This window comes from Duganella sp. Root198D2, assembly GCF_001428585.1.
Lineage (GTDB): Bacteria > Pseudomonadota > Gammaproteobacteria > Burkholderiales > Burkholderiaceae_D > Rugamonas.
The window spans coordinates 125,200-149,177 of sequence record NZ_LMIC01000001.1 but is presented as its reverse complement, the minus strand read 5'-3'; the positions used below and the strand labels follow the sequence as shown (position 1 = coordinate 149,177).

Sequence of the window (23,978 nt, the reverse complement as noted above, 5' to 3'; positions counted from 1 at the left end):
ATGGGCTCCTTATTGTTGGCGCGGGGCCGTCTCTTTTTTACGGCCAAATCCGAGCTTGCCTGCCAGCTTGCCCAGCTTTTCTAGTGCCCCCGGCGGAGGCGGCGGTTCCTTCGGTGCCGGCGCCTGGGCCAGCATTTTTTGCAGCTCAAACAGGCTTTGCGGACGGGCCAAAGGATCGATTTCCAAAGTCCATCGTACCAGTTTCACCAGCTCCGGCGAATAGAGGATTTCCAGCTTCTGGAAATGCGGCTCCATCTTGTCTTCCTTGCGGCGCTGGTCGGCCGGCTGCGGCGGCTGGCCGAGCATGCAGGCGAAAATCGACGCACCGATCGAATAAACGTCGGTCCACGGACCCAGCGCCTCGGTCTTCGAGTACAGTTCCGGCGGCGCAAAGCCGGGGGTGTACATCGGCATCAGCTTCGGGCTGTCCGTGTTCACGGTCTGGCGCGCCGCACCGAAGTCCAGCAGCATAGGCGTGCCGTCCGTGCGCAGGTAGATATTGGCCGGTTTCAGGTCCAGGTGCAGCAGCTTGTTGGTGTGCACCTCGCGCAGGCCTTTCAGCACCTGCGTGAAGATCTGGCGCACGAAGGCCTCGCTGCAATTGCGACCCCTGCTGCGTTGCCGCTGGATGTGATCCTGCAGCGAATGGCCCGATTCGTAGGCCATTACCATATAAACAGTTTCGTTAGCACGGAAGAAATTCAACACCCTTACAACATTCGGATGTGAAATCTTTGCTAATGCACGGCCTTCTTCAAAAAAGCACTTCAGCCCGATCCTGAAGACCGCCAAATTCGATTTTGTGACCACCGGTACCATCTCGCCCTCTTGACGCAATGCAAGGCTGCTTGGTAAATATTCTTTTATCGCTACCGCATTACCTTCGGCGTCGTAGGCCAGGTACACAATACTGAACCCGCCTGACGCAATTTTCTTTACAATGCGGTATCCAGCAATTTCCAGACCATCCGGTAATGGAGCGTTGTTCTGAGCTGCCATAAGTTTCCTCGCTTCAACTAAACCGGATTGTGTGGGACAAAGCAATATATTGTAAAGACAAAGACAAAATCGGGGATATCCTTTGAGCATTTCCAGCATGACTGGCTACGCCGTAGCCACCAGCGAAAGCGCGGCGGGCACGCTGACAATTGAGGTAAAAAGCGTCAATTCGCGCTTTTTGGACCTTCAATTCCGCATTAATGACGACTTACGCGCGCTCGAACCCGATTTACGATCTGCCATCATGGGCGCCATCACCCGTGGCAAAGTGGAACTGCGACTGAGCTTCGGCCGCAAAGCCGCCGCTGCTGGCACGCAGGCCCTGAATGTAACCCTGCTCAACGAGCTGGCGCGCCTGCAAGGCGAAGTCAGCAAGCACTTCAGCGGTGCCGCGCAGATGAGTGTTGCTGAACTACTTCGCTGGCCGGGTGTTGTCGAAGAGGCACAAATCGGCCAGGAATCGCTGCAGGCCGACGTTTCCGCCCTCATGAACAAGACTGTGGAAGCCTTTGTCCAGAGCCGCCAGCGTGAAGGCGCCGCACTGGAAGCGATGCTGGTTTCCCGCATCGATGCCATGGAAGCCATCGTTAAACGAATTACCCCTCTAATTCCTCAGGTAGTTGCACAATTCCAACAAAAAGCGGTGGAACGCATGCAGGAGGCGCTCGGTTTGGCCTGCACCGGATCGAATACCTCGATGTCGCGCCAGGACGCGATGGAGCGCATCCGCCAGGAAGTGATCCTGTACGGCATCCGCATCGACGTCGCCGAAGAGCTGGGCCGCCTGTCGGCGCACCTGGCCGAAACCCGCCACATCCTGAAAAAAGGCGGCCAGGTCGGCAAACGCCTGGACTTCATGATGCAGGAACTGAACCGCGAAGCGAACACCCTCGGCGCCAAAGCCTCGGTCAAGGAACTGGCCGACGCCTCGATGGAGCTCAAGCTACTGATCGAGCAGATGCGCGAACAGGTCCAGAACCTAGAATAAAGAAAGTCGGGGTCAGGTCTGACCCCGACTTTTATATTGTAAGACGGTACAGCAGCACCGCAGTCCTGATTGCTCCCAGCTCGATCGAGCGCACATCCAGATCTTCTCCCGGCGCGTGGGCGCCTTTGCCGGTGGCGCCCAGGCCGTCCAGGCTGTCGACATATGGCGCGACGAATTGCACGTCGCCGGCGCCGCGCAATCCTGGCGGTAGCGCGGCGATCTCGCCCAAGCCGGCGTCGGCGCTGGCTTTCGAATATTGCTCCAATACTTTCAGGTTGCCGTTTGTCGGCGCCATTGGCGGGTAGCCGTCGTGGAAACGAATCTGTGCGCTGGTGCCGGGCAGGCTTTGCGCGACGATGGAACGCATGCGGGTGCGTGCTTGCTCCCCCTGCTCCGGCGTCAGGAAGCGCAGGTCACCCTTCACCGTTGCGCTGTTGGCGATTACGTTGGACTTGCCGAACGCCGTGCCCTTGGCTGCCGTGGCGTCGTACGTGACTTCGGTACCGCCCAGGATCAGGCCGGGGTTAAACGTCAGGTTCGGCTCCTGCAACTGCTGGCGGAAGGTATCCAGGATGCGAGCCGTTTCGTATACCGCACCAAAACCGGCACTGGCATTGAAGATGCCGGAGGAATGGCCTTGCTTGCCTTTCACCTCGAGCTGCCATGAAGTTGATGAGCGGCGGCCAATGGTGCCGGTGGCCTTGCCGTTTTCGTCGAGTACCGTGGCTTCAAATGCCAGCGCGACGTCGCTGCGCTTGGCAAGGTTGACCATGTCGCGCCGTGAGATTTCTTTCGGGTCGCCGGCACTTTCTTCGTCGCCGGTGAAGATGACGCTGATGGTGGTGTTGTCCAGCGCGCGCGCTGCGTGCAGCGCGCGCAGCGCTTCGATGATGATGACGTCGCCGCCCTTCATGTCGTTGACGCCCTGCCCGCTGGCGCTCTCGCCTTGGCGCTCCCACTTCTGCATCGGGGCATTCGCTTCGAATACGGTGTCGAGGTGGCCGATCAGCAGCACGCGCTTGCCCTGCTTGCCCTCACGCGTGGCAACCAGGTGGCCGGCACGCTGCATTTCCTTCGGCATGTCGATCCACTGCGTCTTGAATCCCAGCTTGTCCAGTTCGGCACCGAAAATTTTGCCGACTTCGCGTATGCCTTTGTGATTCATGGTGCCGCTGTTGATGTTGACTGTCTTTTCCAGCAGCGCCAGCGCCGTGCCGGAATTCGCCTTGACCAGGCCGACGATGCGTTCTTCTTCGGGTGACAGCGATTGCGCCGCGGCGCCTCCCATCAATCCAACAGCGATCAGTGAAACGAACAGGCGGGGCATACGCATTTCTGGCATCCTCCTTGAGGTGTGTTCGCAACAACTCTACTACGGAAAATTGAAATGAACATTCGCGTTGGCATCGGCGGCTGGGACTTTGCTCCCTGGCGCGACACATTTTACCCGCCCGAAGTTCCCCTCAAGCGCGCGCTGGAATACGCCAGCAGCGTGCTGACCAGCATCGAGATCAACGGCACCTTCTACCGCAATGCCAAGCCGGAGCATTTCGCCGGCTGGGCCGAGCGCACGCCGGATAATTTCGTGTTTGCGGTGAAGGCTTCGCGCTACGCGACCAATCGCAAGGTGCTGGGCGAGGCGGGGGAATCGATCGAACGCTTCATGGATAGCGGTTTGACGGAATTGGGCGACAAGCTTGGCCCGATCCTGTGGCAATTGGCCGCCACCAAGCGCTTCGACCCCGACGACCTGGAAACTTTTTTCAAGCTGCTGCCAAAGAAGCTGGGCAAGCGCAAGCTGCAGCACGTGCTGGACGCGCGCCACGACAGCTTCATGTGCCCGGAGTACCTGAAGCTGGCGCGCAAATACAAGGTCGCGACTGTGATCACCGATACACCCAAGTTTCCCAATTTCGCGGAAGTGACAGGCGATTTCGTCTATGCGCGTTTGATGGATGCGCAAAGCGCGATTGCCACCGGCTACACCAGGCCTGCCTTGAAGAAGTGGGCGGCCCAGGCACAGGAGTGGACCGGCGACGGCAAACGCGACGTGTTTGTCTACTTCATCAATGGCGCCAAGGAGCGTGCGCCGGCGGCAGCGCAGGAGCTGCTGCGCGTGCTGGGCAAGAAGCGTTAACGCGCCAGTCCGTCGAACCATTCCAGCGTGCGTACCCACAGCGGCTGGGCATGCTGGCGGAAGTAGCCCATGTGCCCAAGCTTGCCCAGGCCTGAGGCGGCCGGGTCGATATCCACGCCATGCCATGGCGCGTTGCGGTAGCCGGACATCAGCGCATCGCGCGACAGCGGCGGCGCCCACAGGTCGTCCGTCGCGTTCAGGGCCAGGATCGGCGTGCGCACTGTCGCGAAGCCCTCCGCAATCTCCGGCACTTGCGGGTCATCCAGGAAGTAGCGCGGGAATTTGCACCAGTGTTTCCACTGGCGGTACACGCCCAGCGGCAGGTCCTCGCCCATGCCCAGCTTGCTCCAGGCCAGGCGCCCCTTCCAGCGCGTGACAAGCGGGCCGATCACGTGCCACATGGCCAGCACGCGCAGGCGTTCCAGGCGCGGCATCCAGCCATGCCACCCGGCGCCGACGCCGAACAGGTAGACGCCGGCAAATTTCGCATGGTTCGGCACCAGGCCCAGCGCATGGCCGCCGTAAGAATGACCCACCATGTACAGCGGCGTGCTGTCGGCAGGCGCGAAGAATTCGATGACGGCGTTCAGGTCCAGCCGCGCCCAGTCGAGGAAGCTGGCCTCGAAGCCGCGCAGGGTTTTCGGCGCCGAGCCGCCGACGCCGCGGTAATCGAAGGTCAGCACCGTGTAACCCTGCCCTGCCGCGAATTCGGCGAAGCGGCGGTAGAAGGCTTGCGGCACGCCGGTGGCGCCGGCCACCAGCAAGCGTGCCTTCTCCGGGCCGCGGGCGCGGTAGCGCATGGCCGACAGCGGGTAGCCGTCGACTGCGCGCAGTTCCAGTTTTTCCGCCAGCAGCAAGACGGCGGCAGGCATATGGCTCATGTTCTTTTCTCAACTTTCAACATTGGCATCAGGGCATCCATGGTTTGCACCATCGGCGCGGTGTCGCCCGCCACCCGGGCTTGCAACAGGCCGCCTTCGTAAGCGGCGAGGATCAGGGCGGCGATGCCTTCGGCGCGGTGACGCTCGTGGCCGGCCTGCTCGAGGGCGTCGGCCATGCGGCCACGCAGGGCGGCGAAACCGGTTTTCAGCGCGGTCCGGATCCCGACGTCGTCGGCAGTGGACTCCAGCGCCACGGCAGCCAACGGGCAGCCCAGTTCGAACGCGCTGTCGTCCAGGCCGCGCAGGGCGCGCAGGATCCAGGCTTGTAGCGCGGTGACGACATCGGCTTCGCGCTCCATATAGCTGTCGAGCTTATGGACCAGGAAACTGAATGTGGCTTCAATGGCGGCCACGGCCAGTTGGTCTTTACCGCCGGGGAAATGGTGGTACATCACGCCTTTCGGCGCCTTGGCGGTGGCCAGGATCTCGCTCAGGCCGGCGCCATGCAGGCCGCGGTGCTGCAACGTGGTGATCATGGCGTTGATCAGGCGTTCGCGGGTGGTGAGGGTTTGCGTGCTCATGCGGTTTACTCTATAGACCGGTCGGTCCAGTGTCAAGAACGGCCTGCACACCGGGTTTCAACTCTGCTTGCTCCTTGGTAAAATGCTTCTTTGGGCGACAGCCTAGTTTTCGAGAATTGCAAATGAGCCAACATTTTTCCGGCAGCCTGTTCATGGTTGCTGCACCATCCGGCGCCGGCAAATCTACGCTGGTCAATGCCCTGCTGGCACAGGAACCGGCCATCAAGCTGTCGATCTCGACCACCACGCGCCAGCCGCGTCCGGGCGAGCAGCATGGCCGCGAGTACTTCTTCACCACGGCCGAAGACTTCCGCAAGCGTGCTGCTGAAGGCGAGTTCCTGGAATGGGCCGAAGTGCACGGCAATTACTACGGCACTTCGCGCATCTTCGTGGAAGAGCAAATGAAGGCCGGCACCGACATCCTGCTGGAGATCGATTGGCAGGGCGCGCGCCAGGTCAAGAAGCAATTCCCGCAAGCGGCCGGCATCTTCATCCTGCCGCCATCGTTCGCGGCGCTGGAAGAACGACTGCACAAGCGCGGCCAGGACGAAGTGCATGTGATCAACCGCCGCCTGCTGGCTGCGGGGGGCGAAATCGCCCACGCGCCCGAGTTTGAGTATGTTATTATCAACGAAGAGTTCCCGGTCGCCTTGTCGGAGCTAAGCGCGATCGTCCGATCGGCCCGTTGCCGGTTTGCGCAACAAGCCGCCCGCAATGCCAGGTTGATGTCCGAGCTGGGCATCCACGCCGACCACGCAGAATAATCACTGACACATCAAGTACCGCATTTACCCAGGAGTTAAGCATGGCCCGTATTACTATTGAAGATTGCCTGAAAAATGTCCCTAACCGCTTCCAGCTGACCCTGGCAGCCACCTACCGCGCACGCCAGCTGCTGCAAGGCCACACCCCTAAGGTCGAAGCCAAGGACAAGCCAACCGTCGTCGCCCTGCGTGAAATCGCCGCCGGCAAAGTAGGCCTGGAAATGCTGAAAAAGGTCCCTATGTAAGCTGGGAACCTTTTTGTTCCCGATATGAACCAGACTTCCGCCGATCCCAACATCAGCGAACAGCCCGCACGGCGGGCACGGCGCCCGGCTAAGCAACAGCCGGGCGTTGACGTTTCTGCACCAACAGTTTCCACTTCTGCACTAGCCGCGCCAACCGTGGCCACAGGCGTTGCGACCATCACCCACCTGACCGAAAAGCTCGCCGAGTACATGGGCGAGGCCGACCTGAAAAAGGTCAAGGAAGCCTATCGCTTCTCGGACGAGATGCACCTGGGCCAGGTCCGCAAGTCGGGCGAGCCGTATATTTCCCATCCGATCGCGGTGGCCGAGATCTGCACCGAGTGGAAACTGGACGCGCAAGCCATCATGGCCGCGCTGCTGCACGATGTGATGGAAGACCAGGACGTCAAGAAGGACGAGCTGATCGAACGCTTCGGCGCCCAGGTGGCGCACCTGGTCGATGGCTTGTCCAAGCTGGAAAAGATCGAGTTCCAGAGCCAGATCGAAGCGCAGGCGGAAAACTTCCGCAAGATGCTGCTGGCCATGGCCTCGGACGTGCGCGTGATCCTGATCAAGCTGGCCGACCGCCTGCACAATATGCGCACGCTGGAAGTGATGGTGCCGGCCAAGAAGCGCCGTATCGCGGCCGAGACGATGGAAGTCTACGTGCCGATCGCGCACCGCCTTGGCCTGAACAACATCTACCGCGAACTGCAGGACCTGTCCTTCTCCCACCTGTACCCGGTGCGCTACCACGTGCTGCACAAGGCCGTGAAGGCGGCACGCGGCAACCGGCGCGAGGTGGTGTCGAAGATCCTGGACGCGGTGAAGAACACCCTGTCGATGGCAGGCATCGAGGCCGAAGTCTACGGCCGCGAAAAGACCCTGTACGGCATCTACAAGAAGATGCGCTCCAAGCACCTGTCGTTCTCGCAGGTGCTGGACGTGTATGGCTTCCGCGTGGTGGTCGACAGCTTCCCGAACTGCTATGTGGCGCTGGGCACCCTGCACTCGCTGTACAAGCCGATGCCGGGCAAATTCAAGGACTACATCGCGATCCGCAAGCTGAACGGCTACCAGTCGCTGCACACCACCTTGATCGGCCCCTACGGCACCCCGGTGGAATTCCAGATCCGCACCCAGGAAATGCACCGCACCGCCGAATCGGGCGTGGCGGCGCACTGGCTGTACAAGAGCAACGACGCCAATATCTCGGACATGCAGCAGCGCACGCACGCCTGGCTGCAATCGCTGCTCGACATCCAGCAGCAGACCGGCGACTCGGCCGAATTCCTGGAGCACGTCAAGGTCGACCTGTTCCCCGACTCGGTCTACGTGTTCACGCCGAAATCGAAGATCATCGCGCTGCCGCGCGGCGCCACGCCGATCGACTTCGCGTATTCGATCCACACCGGGATCGGCGACCATACGGTATCGGTTAACATCAACGGCGAAGCAGCCCAGTTGCGCACCGAACTGCGCAACGGCGATATCGTGGAAATCGTCACCGACCCGAGCTCGCGCCCGAGCCCGACCTGGCTGTCCTTCGTTCGTACCGGCAAGGCGCGCTCCGCCATCCGCCACCACCTGCGCACCATCAACCTGCCGGAATCGATCGGCCTCGGCAGGCAATTGCTGGCGCAGGCGCTGGATGCGATCAATGTGCCGGGCGAATTGCCGGCGCCGCTGATGGAACGCCTGCTGAACGAATCCTCGGCCAAGTCGATGGAAGAACTGTATGCCGACATCGGCATCGGCAAGCGCATGGCCGCGCTGGTGGCACGCCACATCTTCGGCCTGCTGGGCGGCGAATCGGCCAGCGCTCCGATCGAGCACACCAGCTCGAAAGAACTCGACCCGGTCACGATCTACGGCAGCGAAGGCGTGTCGGTGCAGCTGGCGCCATGCTGCCTGCCGATTCCGGGCGACCATATCGTCGGCCAGTTGCGGCGCGACCAGGGCTTGCAGGTGCACACCGGCGACTGCTCGGTGGCCAAGCGTTCGAAGCAGAAAGAACCGGAACGCTGGATCGCGGTCAAATGGGGCACCGAAATCAACCGCCGCTTCGACAGCCGCATCCGCCTGATCATCAATAATGAGAAGGGTATTCTGGCGCGCGTCGCCGCCGAAATCGGCGAAAGCGACGGCAACATCACCTTCGTCGGGATGGATGAAGACCGCGAGCACGTCCTGCACCAGCTCCGCTTCACGATCCAGGTGAAAGACCGCGTGCATTTAGCGGCCCTGATCCGCAACGTCAGAAAAGTCGCAGGCGTCAACCGCGTCACCCGCGAGCGCGCTTAGTCGGGTCTGACCCTTGGGTCAGACCCTGGTTTACCGGTTTTCCTAAGCGCAAAATCATTCTTCACTGCAAATCGGATCCGCTGCAATTCCTTCTCAGACAACGGCATATCAAACAGCGCCCGATATGCCAACTGGCGAGCAGCGTCATTCTTCCCTAGTCCTAAAAAAACCGGATGGGGTGTAAGAATGGAGCTTTCCCTGCCCTCTGCATTTGCCCGATAGCTGGACCATTTATACGCTGAAGGCAACTCTACCATTCCCGCACGCACGGGATTGAGCTCAATGTATCGCTGGCAGGCCAAGAGGTAGGCATCGCTATCGATAATAGAGGAGTGATACCTCCCATCCCACATCGTTCCCGACCCGCCTTGCCGCATATGAACCCAATGCGCTGTCTGCTGCGACAAGTCCTTCATGAATAAAGATTGGGCATTATGTTCGCGCACTGTCAGCAAAATGTGGACGTGATTGCTCATCAGGACGTAAGCATGCAGGTCGCAGCAGTACTTTTTCCCATAATGCTCCATGAGTTCGAGGTACCGTTGACGGTCTTGCTCGTCGTGGAAACAAGTGCGGCGATTGTCGCCTCTTTGAACTATGTGCAGGCAACTTCCAGCGGGGTAATTGCGGAGGGGACGGACCATTTTGCGCTCCTTTTAAACCGGTAAACCTGGGTCTGACCCAAGGGACAGACCCCGCCTGCTCAAAGGATAGCGGTACTGCGTGTAGACTCTTTGTGCAGCCTCAATTTCCGCCTACTCGTAGCGCAGGGCCTCGATCGGGTCGAGCTTGGCAGCTTTGGCGGCCGGCAGGACGCCGAAGATTACGCCTACGCCGGCGGAGAATATGACCGACAATGCCACCGCCCACCACGGCACATACGCGCCGGGGAAATCGGGAATCACGCTGGCGATCGCATGGCCCATGCCATATCCCAGCAGCACGCCTAGGGCGCCGCCGAGCATCGACAAGGTCACCGCTTCAATCAGGAACTGCATCAGGATGTCGCGGCTGCGCGCGCCGATCGCCTTGCAGATCCCGATTTCGCGCGTGCGCTCGCTGACCGACACCAGCATGATGTTCATGATCCCGATGCCGCCCACCAGCAGCGCAATGCCCACCACCCCGCCCATCACCAGCGTGACCGTGGTGGTCACCGTCTCGAAACTCTTGAGGAACTGGTCGGAAGACTGGATCTCGAAATCATCCTTCTGCTCGGCATGCAGGCGGTGCGATTGCCGCATGACCGTGGCAATGCGTTCCTTGAGTTCTTCGGTACGTCCAATGTCGTTGATCGACAGCGTGATCGACATGCTCGGCTTTTGGGTATTCCCGATCAGGCTTTGACCGGTACGGAACGGCACCAGCACCTGGTCGTCCTGCGACATGCCCAGAATCTCGCCTTTCTTCTCCAGCACGCCGACAATCTTGAACCACTCGCCGGAGAACTGGATGAACTCTCCCAGCGGGTTATCCGGCAAGTGCAGCATTTCAATGATCTTTTCGCCGACCACGCAAACGCGCCGTGCACCCGCATTATCGGGCTCGCTGAGGAAACGCCCCAGCTGCGGATAGCTGCCATTCACCTCCATGAACGCCGCAGTCACCGCCAACTGCTGGCGGCTGGAAGCAGTCTGGTTGCCGTAGCGGATCTCGCCGCCCGGGAACATGAAGGCCGGGCTCAATTCGCGAATGCCGTCCACGTGCCCGCGCAACTGCTCCACGTCTTCGAACTGCAGGTGGTTGACCTTGCCCCGCATGACGTCCTTGAAGTCGTTCTTCGCGTGCACCGTCAATGCATTGCCACCCAGGCCCTCGAACTGGCGCGTGATCGATTGCGACAAGCCCTGGATCAGTGAAATCACGGTGATCACCGAGGCCACGCCAATGATGATGCCCAGCGACGTGAGGAAGCTGCGCATGCGGTGCGCCCGGATTGCCGCCATGGCCGAACGCAGTGCTTCGATAAAGATATACATGCCCTATGCCCCCGCCGCGCGCTGGTCGGACAGGACACGTCCATCCTGCAAGCGCACGATGCGCTGGCATTGGTCGGCGATGTCCGGTTCGTGCGTCACCATCACCACGGTCTGGCCGTTGCGGTGCACGTCCTTGATCAGCGCCATGATCTCGCGCGTAGTGGCCGAATCCAGGTTGCCGGTCGGTTCGTCGGCCAGCAGGATCGACGGCTTGCCCACCAGCGCGCGCGCAATCGCCACCCGTTGCCGCTGCCCGCCCGACAGCTCGTTCGGCCGATGGTGCATGCGCTCGCCCAGCCCCACATGCTCCAGCGCTTCGCGCGCCATGCGTTTGCGTTCCGTAGGTGGAATGCCGCGATAGATCAGCGGCTGCGCCACATTGTCCAGCGCCGTATGGCGCGGCAGCAGGTGGAAGCTCTGGAAGATGAAGCCGATTTCCTCGTTGCGCACCTGGGCCAGGTCGTCGCCGGCCATGGTCGCCACATCCTTCCCGTTCAGGAAATAGGTACCGCTGCTTGGCCGATCCAGGCAGCCGACGATATTCATCATGGTCGACTTGCCGGAACCGGAAGCGCCGATAAAGGCCACCAGTTCATTGCGCTCGATATGCAGGTCGACGCCCTGCAATGCATGCACGGTCTGGTCGCCCATCTGGTACTGCTTGGTGATGCCGGTCAGCGCAATCACTGCTTGCTTCCATCGGCGACTTTGAGCGGCTTGGCTTCCACCGCCCTGGCCTTCACGGCTACGCCCTCGCGCAAGTCGCGCAGGATACGCGCCGGGCCGACAGCCACGGTCTCGCCCAGCGCCAGGCCCTTGGTGATTTCCTGGTTGCTGTCGTCCGACAGGCCCAGTTCCACGGTGCGTTTCTTCGCCACGCCGTCGACAATCGCGAACACATAGTTGCTGCGCTTGCCCTTGCCTTCCGGCGCTTCGGTCAATTGCACCGCCTGCAGCGGAACCACCGGCCGCGGCGCACCGTCGCCGGTCACGATCTCGGCGCGGCAGGTCATGCCGGAACGCAGCGACAGCTGGTGCGGCGCCAGCTTCACCTTGACCACATAGCTGCGGCCCTGGCTTGCCGCCTGGCCCAGGCCCTGCGGTTTCGGCGCCAGCGAGACAGATTCCACCGTACCAGCCAGCGGGCGGTCGGCATAGGCCGACGGGAAGATGCGGGTCTTCAGGCCTGCCGCGACGTTGGCGATATCGCCTTCGTCGACATTTACTTCCGCGATCATCGAACTGACGTCGGCAATGGTCATCAGGCTGGAGCCGGCAATGCCGGTGGCGCTGGCCACGGCCGTTTCACCGGCCTTGATCGAGACGCTGGTGGCAGTGCCCGAGATCGGCGCCCTGACCTCGGTCTTGGCCAGGCGTTCCTGCGCCAGCGCCAGCATGGCCGCAGCCTGCTGCCGGCTTTCGCGCGCACTGCGCAGCGCCACCACCGCCAGGTCCACCGCCAGCTTCGCATCGTCGAGGCGCGACACGTCGATGAATTTCGCTGCTGCCAGCTGGCGCGAGCGCTCCAGTTTGCGCTGCTGGTTATCAATGTCGATCTGCGCGCGATCGACGCTGACGGCAGCGTTGCGCACCGCGGCTTCCTGCTGCGCCACGTCGGCCTTGTAGGTGCTCGGGTCAAGGCGCAGCACGACCTGCCCTTTCTCGATCCTGTCGCCCTCCTTCACCAGTACTTCGGACACCTTGCCGATCACCTCCGGCGAAAGCTGGACCTCCTGGCGGAACACCAGGCTGCCCGATGCCAGGACCGCCGGGTAAATCGCCTTGTTCTCGACCTTGGCCAGTTCGGCCTCGATTTTTGCCGGCGGGCTGCCGAACTTGATCGCCACGGGAATGCCAATCATGGCCGCGACCACGGCCAATGCAATCAGTTTGCGCTTCATAGCCACCTCAGTTCTTGAACAGGATCCAGGCAGCCCAGCAGCCGTAGATCAGGACATACGGCAGCGCGGCGATGATGGCGCAGGTGGTAGTGCTCTTGCCGGTCCAGGTGCGCAGGCCAATCGTGCTCAGCACGATGACCCAGATATCGGTGACTTTGAGCGCGCTGGCAATACCCACCCATGGCGTATGCGGCGCGGCATGCACCAGCAGGAAGTTCAGCGACAGCATGTCGGCGTTTTCAAGGGCCAGCTGGCCCTTGCTGGTGGCGATCTGCAGCGCCATCAGCGGCACGCCGATCAGGCTTGGCAGCGAGGCCCAGGCCACCAGTGCAAAGCCGGATTTGAAGCCCAGTTCCATGCCGGCCAGTTTCCCCGCCAGCCAATAGTAGAAGCCGTACAGGCTGAAGATCACCAGCGTGCCGATCACCACGCCGGCAATGCCGAATCCCATCATCATGCCGCGCGACATGGCATGGGCGGCGGCTTCGCGCTGCTCGGCAGGCATGTCCGGCGGCAGGGAAGCCACCCGCATCCAATCCCAATCAACCGCCTGGAAGTACCAGACCACGATGCCGATCCCGGCCAGGTAAAGCAGGAACAGCGGCAGCCAGGCCCGCGGCCGCTCCTTCAGCGCGGCGAAGGCGGCCGCCGGTTCATAGAAGACTTGCGTCAGTTGAGCGAATGCCATGCGCGCACCTTGCCATAAATTTAATTAAAAATTTATTATAACAACTTGGCAAGTTTGCACTGATAGAACTTTGGCGGGCATCGCTCGCGACGCAGCGCTGTTTGGCTATCGCTTTGCTCAGGCGTCCGGGGCGGGATAGCTGACTTCGAGGATTTCCAGCTCTTCCGCGCCGTTCGGCGTATGCAGCAGCACCGTGTCGCCTTCGCGCGCCTTGGTCAATGTGCGGGCGACAGGGCTGATCCAGCTCACCTTGCCCTTCAGCGGATCGAACTCGTCGATGCCGACGATGGTGATCGTGTGCTCTTCGCCATCGCGTTTGGCATAGGTGACGGTGGCGCCGAAAAACACCTGGTCGTTGCCATGGTGGATGCTCGGGTCCACCACCTCGGCCAGGTCCATGCGCTTGGTCAGGAAACGGATACGGCGGTCGATCTCGCGCAGGCGGCGCTTGCCGTAAATATAGTCGCCGTTTTCAGAACGGTCGCCATTCGACGCGGCCCAGTGCACCACCTTCACGACTTCCGGACGCTCGACATCGATCAACTGCAGCAGCTCGTCCTTGATGCGCTGGTAGCCGGCCGGCGTAAGGTAATTCTTGGAGCCGGGAGGAATCGGCGGCGCGCCCGGCGGCAGGTCGTCGTCATCGTCCTGTTCGCCCTCTTTGACAAAAGCTTTGTTCATAACCGTTTTCTAATTATTTGGTGCAATAATGGCACTCACATGAAGCGATTGTACACACTCAGGCGGCGCCTGTTCGCCCCCCTCGTCTACCTGGCGGCCCTGTTCCTGATCTTCGAGGAATGGCTGTGGGATCTCGGTGCGCGCCTGATGCTCAAGCTCTCCGCGTTCCCGCCGCTGCGGGCGCTGGAGCGCATCATCTGCAGCCTGGGCCCGGCCGCCGCCATGGCCGTGTTCCTGCTGCCGGCACTGATGCTGTTCCCGGTCAAGCTGCTGGCCCTGTTCGCCATGGCGCGCGGCCATGCCTTCATGGGCATCAGCGTCTTCGTGCTGGCCAAAGTGGCCGGCGCCGCGGCAGTCGCGCGGCTGTATGCCCTGACCCGCCCAGCCTTGCTGCGCCTGCGCTGGTTCGCCTGGCTGCATGGCCGCTTCATGGAAGTGAAACAACGCTGGATCGCCCGCCTCAAGGCCAGCGCTGCCTGGCGCGAATGCCGCGCCCTGGTCGACAGCGCGCGCGAGCGCCTGCGCCGCTGGCGTGCCGGCTGGCGCCGCGGCCGTTTCGCGGCCCGCCCGATGCGCGTACTGCGCCGCTTCAGCGCGTTCTGGCGCATGCGCCGCCGCTGACCGTTCAACCACCTCGTGCGCCCTGCCTTGCCGACCGCCCTCCACAACATCGCCGCCAACGCTCCCGGGCTGGTCTACCAGTTCCGCCGTCATGCAGACGGCAGCGTGTCCTTTCCCTATTTAAGCGACGGCTGCCTGGCCCTGCTGGGCATCAATGCCGCAGAATTGCAGGCCGAACCGGAACGCTTCCTGTCGCTGGTACTGTCGGAAGACCGGCCCGCCTACCTGGAGTCGATGCAGTCTTCCGCCAATTCGCTGTGGAGCTGGAACTGGGAAGGCCGCATCTGGGTCGAGGCCTGGAAAGACGTGAAATGGATCAACCTGCGCAGCACCCCGCACGCCCTGCCCGATGGCGGCGTACAGTGGGAAGGGATGATGTCCAACATCACCGAGAGCAAGCAGGAGCAGCTTGAAGTGCGTGCCAGCCGCGCCCGCCTGGCCGAGCTGACCGCCCACATCGAACGGGTCAAGGAGCAGGAACGCGAACGCATCGCGCGCGAAATCCACGACGACCTGGGCGGCAACCTGACCGCCATCAAAATGGCCCTGGCGATGCTTGCTTCGCGCCTGCCGCAGGGCGATGCAACGCTGCAGCAAAAGGCCGCCTACGTCGACTCCCTGGTCGACCGCACCATCGACGCGGTGCACCGCCTGACCCTCGACTTGCGCCCTTCCGTGCTCGACTTCGGCCTGCTGCCCGCGCTCGAATGGCAGGTCAAGGAATTCGAAGCCCAGGCCGGCATTGCCTGCACCCTGCAGGCCAGCATGAAAGAGCTCGAACTCGATCCCGAGCAGGCGGCGGCCCTGTTCCGCATCGCGCAGGAAGCACTGACCAATATCGCCAAGCACGCGCAAGCCAGCGCCGTGGCAGTCAAGCTGACGCGCAGCCGCGGCATGCTGACCCTGAAGATTATCGACAACGGCCGCGGCATCCACCCGGCCGACCGCGCCAAGCCCGACTCCTTCGGCCTGCGCGGGATGGCCGAGCGTGCGCGGGCACTGGGCGGTACGCTGAACCTGGTCCACGCTGCCGGCGGCGGCACCGAAGTGGCGATCAAAATCCGCCTCCCGGCCAGCGCCCCAGACGTTACAATGGGCCATGAGTGAAAAAGCCGTCATCAAAGTTTTTATTGCCGACGACCATGCCATCGTGCGCGAAGGCTTGAAGCAAATCCTGGCCGAAACCAGGGACATTGTCGTTGCCGGCGAAGCGGAAAATGGCCTCGATGCGATCAAGCTGTTCCGCAAGTCCGGCTGCCATGTTTTACTACTCGACATTTCCTTGCCAGATCGCAACGGCATCGAAGTATTGAAGCAGGTCAAGAAGGACAAGCCTGAACTGTCCGTGCTGATGTTGTCCATGCACCGGGAAGACCAATACGCCATCCGCTCACTCAAAGCCGGCGCCTCCGGCTACCTCACCAAACAAAGTGCACCGAAAGAGTTAGTAAATGCAATCCGCCAGTGCGCAGCGGGGTTAAAATATGTTAGCCCGGCATTGGCCCAGGAATTAGCCAACCATGTCGGCGAGGACCACCAGACTGCGCCGCACGAAACGCTGTCAGACCGCGAGTACCAGACCCTGACCATGATCGCCTCCGGCAAAACCGTAGGCACCATCGCCAAGGAGCTGTCACTCTCGGTCAAGACCGTCAGTGAATACCGCTCCCGCCTGCTGGCCAAGATGAACCTGAAGAACAGCGCCGAGCTCACGCACTATGCCATCAAGAACCAGCTGATCGATTAGAAAATGATGCCAGGAAGTAAGCACATTTACTCCCGTTTATCACTAAATCGCGCAACTGGGCAGTGGCTTAATATGCTGGTAATCGGTAAACCTTAGTAAAGGCTGTACGTCAGATGTCTAGCAAACCCACCAATCCAGCCGCGGCGGACATGAATCCGGCTGATATCGCTCGCGAGGCATTCCGCCGCCTCGCTGTGCGCCGGATTGCCCCTACGCCAGACGCGTATCGCGACATCTACAATGAAATCGCCGGCATCGTGCCGGTACCGCCGGCACCTGTGGTGCAGGAAAGCCCCGCAGAATCCATGCTGGCCCAGTTCGCCGCCCGCCTGACCGACCAGCCGGGCGACCTGGCCGACTTCGGCCGTCGCTTCAACCGCGCCGTCAAGGCGCGCGACTGGGATACCTATGCCCGCACCCTGGCCGCGCTGGCCGAACGCCCGCTGGTGAAAGTGGGCGCGGGCGGCTTGGTGCCCGAAGAGAATAACGAGCAGGCACGCCTGCTGCGCGAACTGCTGAGCCGCACCCTGACCTTTGCCGTCGCCTCCCTGCTGTCGGACAGTCCCAACCTGGTGGCGGAAGCCGAATCGCTGGGCGCCGCGACCAAGGAAGCCCATACCGAAGCTTCACTGGCCGAGATCGGCACGCGCCTGAAGGAACTGTGCTACCAGATCGAGATCCGCAGCGGCGACACTGCCGAGCAGCAGGAATTGCTGCTGCGCCTGTTCCGCCTGCTGCTGGAAAACGTCAGCGAACTGCTGGACGACGACTCCTGGCTGCGCGGCCAAATCGACGCCGTGCAAAACCTGATTGCCGGCCCGATCGACCAGCGCGCGCTGGAAGAAGCCACGCGCAGCCTGAAAGACGTCATTTATAAGCAGAGCCAGCTCAAGCACTCGATCACCGACGTCAAGGCCACCGTCAAGAATATGATGATGACCTTCATCGACCGCCTTGGCGCAGTAGCGACCTCGACCGGCGACTTCCACGAAAAGATCGGTGGCTATTCCGACAAGATCCGCACTGCGCGCGATATCGGCGAGCTCAACCAGATCCTCGACGACGTGCTGAAGGAAACCCGCCAGGTGCAGAGCGAGGCGCTGAAGGCACGCGACAATATGATGGTGGCGCGGCAGGAAGTGCAGGACGCCGAAGCGCGCATCCACGCGCTGGAAGCGAAGCTGCAGCACTTGAGCGAACTGGTGCGCGAAGACCAGCTGACCGGCTCGCTGAACCGGCGCGGCCTGGACGACGTGTTCGAACGCGAAACCGCGCGCGCCGACCGCCGCGGCACCCCGCTCTGCATTGCCGTGCTGGACCTGGACGACTTCAAGAAGCTCAACGACACCATGGGCCATATCGCCGGCGACAATGCGCTCAAGCACCTGGTCAAGGTGGTCAAGGAAACCCTGCGCTCGATGGACGTGATCGCCCGCTTCGGCGGCGAGGAATTCCTGATCCTGCTGCCGGAGACCACCATTGAGGCCGCCGAGGCCACCATGACCCGCCTGCAGCGCGAACTGACCCGCCACTTCTTCATGCATGAAAACGAGAAGGTGCTGATCACCTTCTCCGCCGGCGTCGCCCTGCGCCGCCCGCACGAAGGCCAGTCCGACCTGGTGAAACGCGCCGATGAAGCCATGTACAAGGCCAAGAAGTCCGGCAAGAACCGCGTCGTTGTAGCGGGATAACAAGCCAGCGCTAAAGCTGAAGAGCCCGCACATAGCGGGCTCTTTTCATTTAGTGCAAGCGGCGCGCCGGAAAGCGCCGTGCCAGCGCCAGCATCGCCAAGCCCAGCAGTGTAAGGATGCCGGCCCCAGGAGCCGGCACATCAGCAGTCGGGTCGGTCACGGCCGGGTCCGGGATCATCCAGGTGGTGAAGGCCAGCGAGCGGCCGGTCTGACGCGAAGGAAAATCCGAAAAGTTATTCTTTTCGTACAGCGCCCCCAAGCCATGCTGCACCATGAAGGCGCTGCCACCGCCGCCCACGTCAAAGACAATATCGTCGCCGGCATTGACGTGCAAAGCAAACCCCGTCAAATCCACCAGCGAGCCGTCCAGGCTCGGGGTGATCCGGGCCAGCCAGCCATCGGTCTGCCAGTGGTCGCCGCCGCCGATCTTGATCTTGACGCTGGTCCTTTGCCAGGTATAGCCAGGCGCTGCGAAGATACCGAAACCCGACAGGAGCCCGGACTGGGTGGCCGAAAAATGCTGCTGGTAATGGTTATGGATCACATCGACCGCAGCGCCCGGCCAGCTGACCGGATTATTGACATCGACCACCGGCAGGACACCGGCGGAAGCCTGGGTACAGGCCGCCAGCCACAAGGCTGCAGCCCATTGCTGAGAAATTTTACGCATCATGGTTAATAAAGAGTTATCGAAATTGTATAATACCTAATATATTTCCCATTATAAATGTTAATTACCCACAATAAACACCTTCATTTCACGGCCCGCGAAAACTTTTTTGCGCGTGAAAAATATTTTTTTTCGGTCTAAAGTTCACCAAAAGCCCGCCGTTTAAGCGGCACTGCGTAGGCAACTTGAGGGTAAGAACAGCACGATTTAGCAGCTAAATCGCGCTAAAGGTTCCCATGCGGCAACCGTTACCCATTACAACAGCGGCTTGATCGTCACAGCACAGCGTGGCGGGCCAAAGTGAATGAGCAAATTGCCCAATCAGTAGTACCGAATGGAGAAACACCATGGCTTCCGTAATTAACACCAACATCTCGTCCCTGAACTCGCAGCGCAACCTGAACGCATCCCAGAGCAGCCTGTCGACCTCCCTGCAACGTCTGTCCTCCGGCCTGCGTATCAACAGCGCTAAGGACGATGCTGCTGGCCTGGCAATTTCGGACCGTATGAATTCCCAGATTCGCGGTATGAACCAGGCAATGCGCAACGCCAACGACGGCGTTTCGCTGGCCCAGACCGCTGAAGGCGCGCTGGCTTCTTCCGGCGACATCCTGCAGCGTATCCGTGAACTGGCGGTGCAGTCGTCCAACGCCACCAACTCGGCTTCGGACCGTCAAGCCCTGCAGACTGAAGTTGGCGAACTGGCATCGGAACTGAACCGCGTTGCCCAGACCACCAACTTCAACGGCAAAAACCTGCTGGACGGCTCGATGGGCACCGCGACCTTCCAGGTCGGTGCTGACGCGAACCAGACCATCCAGGCTGTTGGCGCCAACTTCCTGACCAGCACCTACGGCGACAACCGTATTGAAGGCGCTCCAGCTGCTGTGACCGCTGCCAACACCTCGGCTGCTACCACCGCTACCATCAACGGTTCCCGCGGTTCGGCAACCATCACCACCTTGGCCGCTACCAGCACCGCCAAGTCGGTCGCTGCCAGCATCAATGCACAGACCGCCAACACCGGCGTCACTGCTTCGGCCAAAACCGACGCGGCACTGACCCTGGGCGCTGAGTCCTACACCATGACCGTCGAAGGCGACAACGCTGGCTCCCCAGTGACCGTGTCCTTCACCGTCGGCACCGGTGCCAACTCGGCTGACGACTACGCTTCGGCGATCAATGCCTTCAATGCGCAATCGTCCAAGACCGGCGTTACCGCCCAGTACGACGAGACCAACAACAAGCTGAAGCTGTCGCACTCGACCGGCTCCGACATCAAGCTGACCAACACCAAAGTTGGCGGTAACACGGTGGCCAGCGCACAGAACTACACCGCTACCGGTACCCTGAACGGTGCTGCCAACGCGATGACCGCTGCTGCTGCTGTCTCGACCGTGATGGGCCGCGTGACGATGGACTCCGAGAACTCGTTCTCGGTGACTGAAGCCGCTGCAACCGGCTTCAGCCTGGCGGGCGGTTCGACCCTGAAGTCGGTCGCAACCCTGGACGTGACCACCTTCGACAACGCCCAGCTGGCAATCAAGATCGCTGACGCCGCCCTGGCATCGGTGAACAGCCAGCGCGCTTCGTTCGGTGCACTGCAGTCCCGCTTCTCCTCGACGATCTCGAACCTGAGCGCGACGACTGAGAACCTGTCTGCATCGCGTAGCCGTATCGTGGACACCGACTTTGCTGCAGAAACCGCAAGCCTGACCCGCGGCCAGATCCTGCAACAAGCTGGTACCGCCATGTTGGCCCAGGCTAACTCGCTGCCTAACGGCGTACTGAGCCTGCTGCGCGGCTAATCGCCAGACAGCTAGCTAAAAAAGCGGTTCCCCGCTCCGGTTCGCCGGACCGGGGAATTTTCCGTAGGAGGTCTGTATGACTATCGATTCAATTACTGCTACTGCGCCGCGGGCTGAGCGTGGCATCGCGGTCCCGGATTTCGTGGCCCTCCCGGTGGCAGGCCGCAGCCCAGCTGCCGCGGTGGAAACCGTCGATGCCGTCAAGGCCAAGGAGGCGACGCCTTCCAAGCAGGATGTGGAAGACGCGGTCGCCAAGCTGAACAAGTCGGTGCAGGAGCGCGGCCAAGGCCTGGAATTCTCCATCGACGACGACAGCAAGCGCACCATCGTGAAAGTGATCGACCAGCGCACCAAGGAAGTACTGCGACAGATTCCGACCCCGGAAGCGTTGCAGATCGCCAAGTCGATCGATGCCCGCAAGGGCGGCCTGCTGGTCGACCAGCAAGCCTGACCCGGCAGCTTCGCGAAGGCCCGGCCTGCCCATGCGGCAGCCCGGGCTTTTTTACGTTATGCTTTCCTGGCCAGATTGTCATTTCGGACAGGAATAAACAGGTATTTCCCCCTCTCAAGTCCCCTTTGAATCTGCCGTAAACAAGTTAGACTTATCTTGTTTCCTCAGGAGTTTGCCGTGGCCCTTTCCAGCACCCCAGCACTGTCATCCCCCGGTATCGGATCCGGTTTGCAGGTCAACGACATCGTCGACAAACTGATGGCAGCCGAAGCGGCGCCGTTGGCGGGCTACGACCGCAAGGCCGCGTCCTACCAGGCCAAGGTCAGCGCCTTCGGTTCGCTGACCGCCGCCGTCGGCGTGTTCCAGAGCGCATTGGGCGGCCTGACCTCGGCCAACGCCTTCAAAGGCTTCTCGACCACGGTAGGCAACAAGGACCTGCTGACTGCCAGCGCTTCGGGCAAGGCGGTGGCGGGCAACTACAAGATCAATGTCAGCCAGCTGGCCCAGGCGCAGACCCTGATGACCACCGGCCTGGCGAGCAAGACGTCGACCATCGGCCTGGGCGGCTCGACCACCCTGTCTTTCCAGTTCGGTTCGGCCAGCGGCAGCTTCGGCCTGCAAGGCACGGGTTTGAGCTCATCAATGCTGAGCAACGGGCTGGCCAACGGCTCGCTCAGCATCAACGGCACCGCCATTGCAACCTCAAGCGGGACCAATAGCGCCACCGCGCTGGCCAATGCCATCAATGACAAGACCAGCACCACCGGCGTCACCGCCAGCGTGGCGAATATTTTCTCGACCTTTGGCGACGTGGCCACCGATGGCAGCGGCTCCTACGCGCTGAAAGTAGGCAACGTCACAATCGCCAGCCAGGGTGCTGGCGTCGCCGCCGGTGCCGGCGTCACGGCCGCGTCCCTCGATGCCGACCTGGCCAATGCCGGCGGCGCCACCGCGACCGCCCTCGCAGCCGCAGGCATCACCTTTACCGGCACTGCCGCTGCCGGCACCCTGGAATTCCGCAGCGCCAGCGGCGCCAGCGTGGGCATCACCGAAACGGCAAGCGGTACCACCGGCGGCGCCAAGACCGCGGCCGGCGCCGCGAATGCCGGTGCCACGTACGCGTCGGCCAGCAGCGTCACCCTGACCTCGGCCAACGGCAGCCCGATTACCATCGCCGGCAACAATCCGGCCGCAGCCGGCCTGACTGCCGGCACCGGCGGCAGCATGCTGGGCGGCGGCTTCAGCCAGGATGCCAGCCAGCCATCGGGCTCGGTCGTCATCGACAGCACCAACAACACCCTGCAAGGCGTGGCCGACGCCATCAACAAAGCCAGCATGGGTGTGACCGCCACCATCGTCTCCGATGGCAGCGCGAGCCCGTACCGCCTGGTGCTGACCTCGAACAAGACCGGCGAAAACGCGGCCATGAAGATCAGCCTCAGCGGTGACGGCAGCAACCCGCCGGACTCCGCCCTGAGCAGCCTGCTCAGCTATGACCCGGCCGGCACCCAGTCGATGCAGCAGACCAGTGCCGCCCAAGATACCAAGTTGACCGTCAACGGCATTGCCGTCAGCAGCCACTCCAACACCGTCAACGAATCAATCCAGGGCGTAGGCCTGACGGTCAACCAGGTCGGCAGCACGACGCTCAATGTTGCGCGCGATACCAATAGCGTCAAGACCAACCTGACGGCCTTCGTCAAGGCATACAACGAACTCAACGGTGCGCTGAAGAAACTCACCGCCTACGACCCGGAAACCAAGAAAGCCGGCGCGCTGCAGGGCGACCCGACCGCCCAATCGATGCAGGCGCAACTGCGCCGCATGATGAGCGGGCAGGTCACCGGCCTGTCCGGCAGCCTGACCAATATGGGCCAGGTGGGCATTTCCTTTGCCAAAGATGGCACGCTGAGCCTGGACGACGCCAAGCTGAACAAGGCAATCGAGAAGAATTTCGGCGACATCGCCGGCCTGTTTACCGCCATCGGCAATGCGACCGACCCGAACGTCAGCTTTGTCAGTTCGACCGCGAAAACCAAGCCGGGCAGCTACCCCCTGAACATCACGGCGCTGGCCAGCCAGGGTGCACTGACCAGCTCGGCAGCGCTGGGCAGCACGACGATTGCCGCCAACACCACCTGGGCGGTGACCTTGAATGACACGACGCCCAGCAACTCGAAGAATATCGCCACTGTCACCATCCCGGCCGGCACTTACGCGCCGGCCGAACTGGCCAAGATCGTGCAGTCGTCGATCAACGGCACGGCAGCCTTCTCGGATACCGGCTCCAGCGTCACCGCCGCCATCGACGGCAGCGGCAAACTGGTGCTGTCGTCCAGCAAATACGGCTCGGCCTCGAATATCGCCCTGACCAGTGTCACCGGCAGCAGCGTCGACAGCGTGTTCGGCGGCGCCGCGGCGGTGGCCGGCACCGACGTCGCGGGCACCCTGGGCGGCAAGGCCGTGGTCGGCACCGGCCAGTCGCTGACCGGCGCCGAAGGTACCGACGCGGAAGGCTTGAAGATCGATATTACCGGCGGTGCCCTGGGCGACCGCGGCACCGTCTCGTTCTCCCAAGGCTATGCCTACCAGCTCAACAACCTGGCCACTTCCTTCCTCGGCAGCAAGGGCTTGCTGACCACCGTGACCGACGGTTTGAACAAGAGCATCAAGGACGTGACCAAGCAGCGCGACGCTTTCTCTTCCAAGCTGGACGACATCGAAAAACGCTACCGCACGCAGTTCACCCGGCTCGATGCCACCCTGGCGAAAATGCAAAGCACGCAAGCGTATTTGACTCAGCAACTGGCGGCCATCGCCTCCAACGGCTGAGCGCAGGAAT

The 23,978-nt window shown here is 61.8% G+C and carries 23 protein-coding genes; 12 read left to right on the top strand and 11 right to left on the bottom strand.

Annotation, left to right across the window (positions count from 1 at the left end; translation table 11 throughout):
• Positions 1-9: 9 nt before the first annotated feature.
• Positions 10-999, bottom strand: a complete 990-nt coding sequence (locus tag ASE26_RS00740; RefSeq protein WP_055930808.1) for a serine/threonine-protein kinase — start codon at positions 997-999, stop codon at positions 10-12.
• Between the two features lie 97 nt (positions 1,000-1,096).
• Between ASE26_RS00740 and ASE26_RS00735 the strand changes: the two genes are divergently transcribed.
• Positions 1,097-1,987, top strand: coding sequence for a YicC/YloC family endoribonuclease (locus ASE26_RS00735; protein WP_055930805.1), 891 nt, complete (start codon positions 1,097-1,099; stop codon positions 1,985-1,987).
• Positions 1,988-2,018: 31 nt separating this feature from the next.
• Here ASE26_RS00735 and ASE26_RS00730 read toward each other — a convergent pair whose 3' ends face one another.
• A complete protein-coding gene (locus ASE26_RS00730) occupies positions 2,019-3,320 on the bottom strand; it encodes a M20/M25/M40 family metallo-hydrolase (RefSeq protein ID WP_057245438.1) in 1,302 nt (433 codons plus the stop codon).
• Positions 3,321-3,374: 54 nt separating this feature from the next.
• Here ASE26_RS00730 and ASE26_RS00725 point away from each other — a divergent pair, with 54 nt between their 5' ends.
• Positions 3,375-4,124 carry a DUF72 domain-containing protein gene (locus ASE26_RS00725; protein WP_055930799.1) on the top strand — a complete coding sequence of 250 codons (750 nt, stop codon included), beginning with the start codon at positions 3,375-3,377 and terminating at the stop codon, positions 4,122-4,124.
• Here ASE26_RS00725 and ASE26_RS00720 read toward each other — a convergent pair.
• Complete coding sequence (locus tag ASE26_RS00720) at positions 4,121-5,005, bottom strand: alpha/beta fold hydrolase (protein WP_229207141.1); 885 nt, start codon at positions 5,003-5,005, stop codon at positions 4,121-4,123. The genes ASE26_RS00725 and ASE26_RS00720 overlap by 4 nt on opposite strands.
• A complete protein-coding gene (locus ASE26_RS00715; RefSeq protein WP_055930797.1) occupies positions 5,002-5,586 on the bottom strand; it encodes a TetR/AcrR family transcriptional regulator in 585 nt (194 codons plus the stop codon). Before ASE26_RS00715 ends, ASE26_RS00720 begins: the two co-directional genes overlap by 4 nt.
• A 122-nt stretch (positions 5,587-5,708) precedes the next feature.
• Here ASE26_RS00715 and gmk point away from each other — a divergent pair, with 122 nt between their 5' ends.
• From gmk to ASE26_RS00700, 3 genes are read left to right on the top strand one after another with little or no spacing between them, the layout of a single operon-like run.
• A complete protein-coding gene (gmk, locus tag ASE26_RS00710; RefSeq protein WP_156397989.1) occupies positions 5,709-6,350 on the top strand; it encodes a guanylate kinase in 642 nt (213 codons plus the stop codon).
• A gap of 41 nt (positions 6,351-6,391) precedes the next feature.
• Positions 6,392-6,595, top strand: coding sequence for a DNA-directed RNA polymerase subunit omega (gene rpoZ / locus ASE26_RS00705; RefSeq protein WP_005665923.1), 204 nt, complete (start codon positions 6,392-6,394; stop codon positions 6,593-6,595).
• 24 nt (positions 6,596-6,619) lie between these two features.
• Positions 6,620-8,899, top strand: a complete 2,280-nt coding sequence (locus ASE26_RS00700) for a bifunctional (p)ppGpp synthetase/guanosine-3',5'-bis(diphosphate) 3'-pyrophosphohydrolase (RefSeq protein WP_057245437.1) — start codon at positions 6,620-6,622, stop codon at positions 8,897-8,899.
• Here the strand turns inward: ASE26_RS00700 and ASE26_RS00695 are convergent.
• The 6 genes from ASE26_RS00695 to greB form a co-directional block, all read right to left on the bottom strand.
• Positions 8,896-9,543 carry a transposase gene (locus ASE26_RS00695; RefSeq protein WP_082591265.1) on the bottom strand — a complete coding sequence of 216 codons (648 nt, stop codon included), beginning with the start codon at positions 9,541-9,543 and terminating at the stop codon, positions 8,896-8,898. The two genes, ASE26_RS00700 and ASE26_RS00695, sit on opposite strands and share 4 nt — an antisense overlap.
• Positions 9,544-9,654: 111 nt before the next feature.
• A complete protein-coding gene (locus ASE26_RS00690) occupies positions 9,655-10,878 on the bottom strand; it encodes an ABC transporter permease (RefSeq protein ID WP_057245436.1) in 1,224 nt (407 codons plus the stop codon).
• 3 nt (positions 10,879-10,881) lie between these two features.
• A complete protein-coding gene (locus ASE26_RS00685; protein WP_200953794.1) occupies positions 10,882-11,565 on the bottom strand; it encodes an ABC transporter ATP-binding protein in 684 nt (227 codons plus the stop codon).
• Entirely contained in the window at positions 11,562-12,779 is a 1,218-nt protein-coding gene (locus ASE26_RS00680) for an efflux RND transporter periplasmic adaptor subunit (protein WP_057245435.1), read from the bottom strand. Before ASE26_RS00680 ends, ASE26_RS00685 begins: the two co-directional genes overlap by 4 nt.
• 7 nt (positions 12,780-12,786) lie before the next feature.
• On the bottom strand, positions 12,787-13,467 hold the full coding sequence (locus tag ASE26_RS00675; protein ID WP_055930782.1) for a YIP1 family protein: 681 nt from the start codon (positions 13,465-13,467) through the stop codon (positions 12,787-12,789).
• A gap of 117 nt (positions 13,468-13,584) precedes the next feature.
• Positions 13,585-14,148, bottom strand: a complete 564-nt coding sequence (gene greB, locus ASE26_RS00670) for a transcription elongation factor GreB (protein WP_055930779.1) — start codon at positions 14,146-14,148, stop codon at positions 13,585-13,587.
• Positions 14,149-14,187: 39 nt separating this feature from the next.
• On the opposite strand from greB, the gene ASE26_RS00665 reads away from it, so the two are divergent.
• The 4 genes from ASE26_RS00665 to ASE26_RS00650 all read left to right on the top strand — a co-directional run bounded on the left by ASE26_RS00665 (position 14,188) and on the right by ASE26_RS00650 (position 18,207).
• A complete protein-coding gene (locus ASE26_RS00665) occupies positions 14,188-14,769 on the top strand; it encodes a hypothetical protein (RefSeq protein WP_057245434.1) in 582 nt (193 codons plus the stop codon).
• A gap of 27 nt (positions 14,770-14,796) precedes the next feature.
• A complete protein-coding gene (locus ASE26_RS00660) occupies positions 14,797-15,876 on the top strand; it encodes a sensor histidine kinase (RefSeq protein WP_229208098.1) in 1,080 nt (359 codons plus the stop codon).
• Complete coding sequence (locus ASE26_RS00655; RefSeq protein WP_055930770.1) at positions 15,869-16,516, top strand: response regulator transcription factor; 648 nt, start codon at positions 15,869-15,871, stop codon at positions 16,514-16,516. Before ASE26_RS00660 ends, ASE26_RS00655 begins: the two co-directional genes overlap by 8 nt.
• A 113-nt stretch (positions 16,517-16,629) precedes the next feature.
• Complete coding sequence (locus tag ASE26_RS00650; RefSeq protein ID WP_057245432.1) at positions 16,630-18,207, top strand: GGDEF domain-containing protein; 1,578 nt, start codon at positions 16,630-16,632, stop codon at positions 18,205-18,207.
• 49 nt (positions 18,208-18,256) lie between these two features.
• Here the strand turns inward: ASE26_RS00650 and ASE26_RS00645 are convergent, their stop codons facing one another.
• Positions 18,257-18,880 carry a hypothetical protein gene (locus tag ASE26_RS00645; RefSeq protein WP_156409844.1) on the bottom strand — a complete coding sequence of 208 codons (624 nt, stop codon included), beginning with the start codon at positions 18,878-18,880 and terminating at the stop codon, positions 18,257-18,259.
• A 344-nt stretch (positions 18,881-19,224) separates the two neighbouring features.
• Here ASE26_RS00645 and ASE26_RS00640 point away from each other — a divergent pair, with 344 nt between their 5' ends.
• From ASE26_RS00640 to fliD, 3 genes are all read left to right on the top strand, one after another.
• A complete protein-coding gene (locus ASE26_RS00640; RefSeq protein WP_055930762.1) occupies positions 19,225-20,685 on the top strand; it encodes a flagellin in 1,461 nt (486 codons plus the stop codon).
• 76 nt (positions 20,686-20,761) lie between these two features.
• On the top strand, positions 20,762-21,136 hold the full coding sequence (locus ASE26_RS00635) for a flagellar protein FlaG (protein WP_055930759.1): 375 nt from the start codon (positions 20,762-20,764) through the stop codon (positions 21,134-21,136).
• A 177-nt stretch (positions 21,137-21,313) separates the two neighbouring features.
• The gene (fliD, locus tag ASE26_RS00630; RefSeq protein WP_229207139.1) at positions 21,314-23,968 is read left to right on the top strand and encodes a flagellar filament capping protein FliD; all 2,655 of its coding nucleotides are present in this window, start codon (positions 21,314-21,316) and stop codon (positions 23,966-23,968) included.
• The last annotated feature ends 10 nt before the right edge of the window (positions 23,969-23,978 follow it).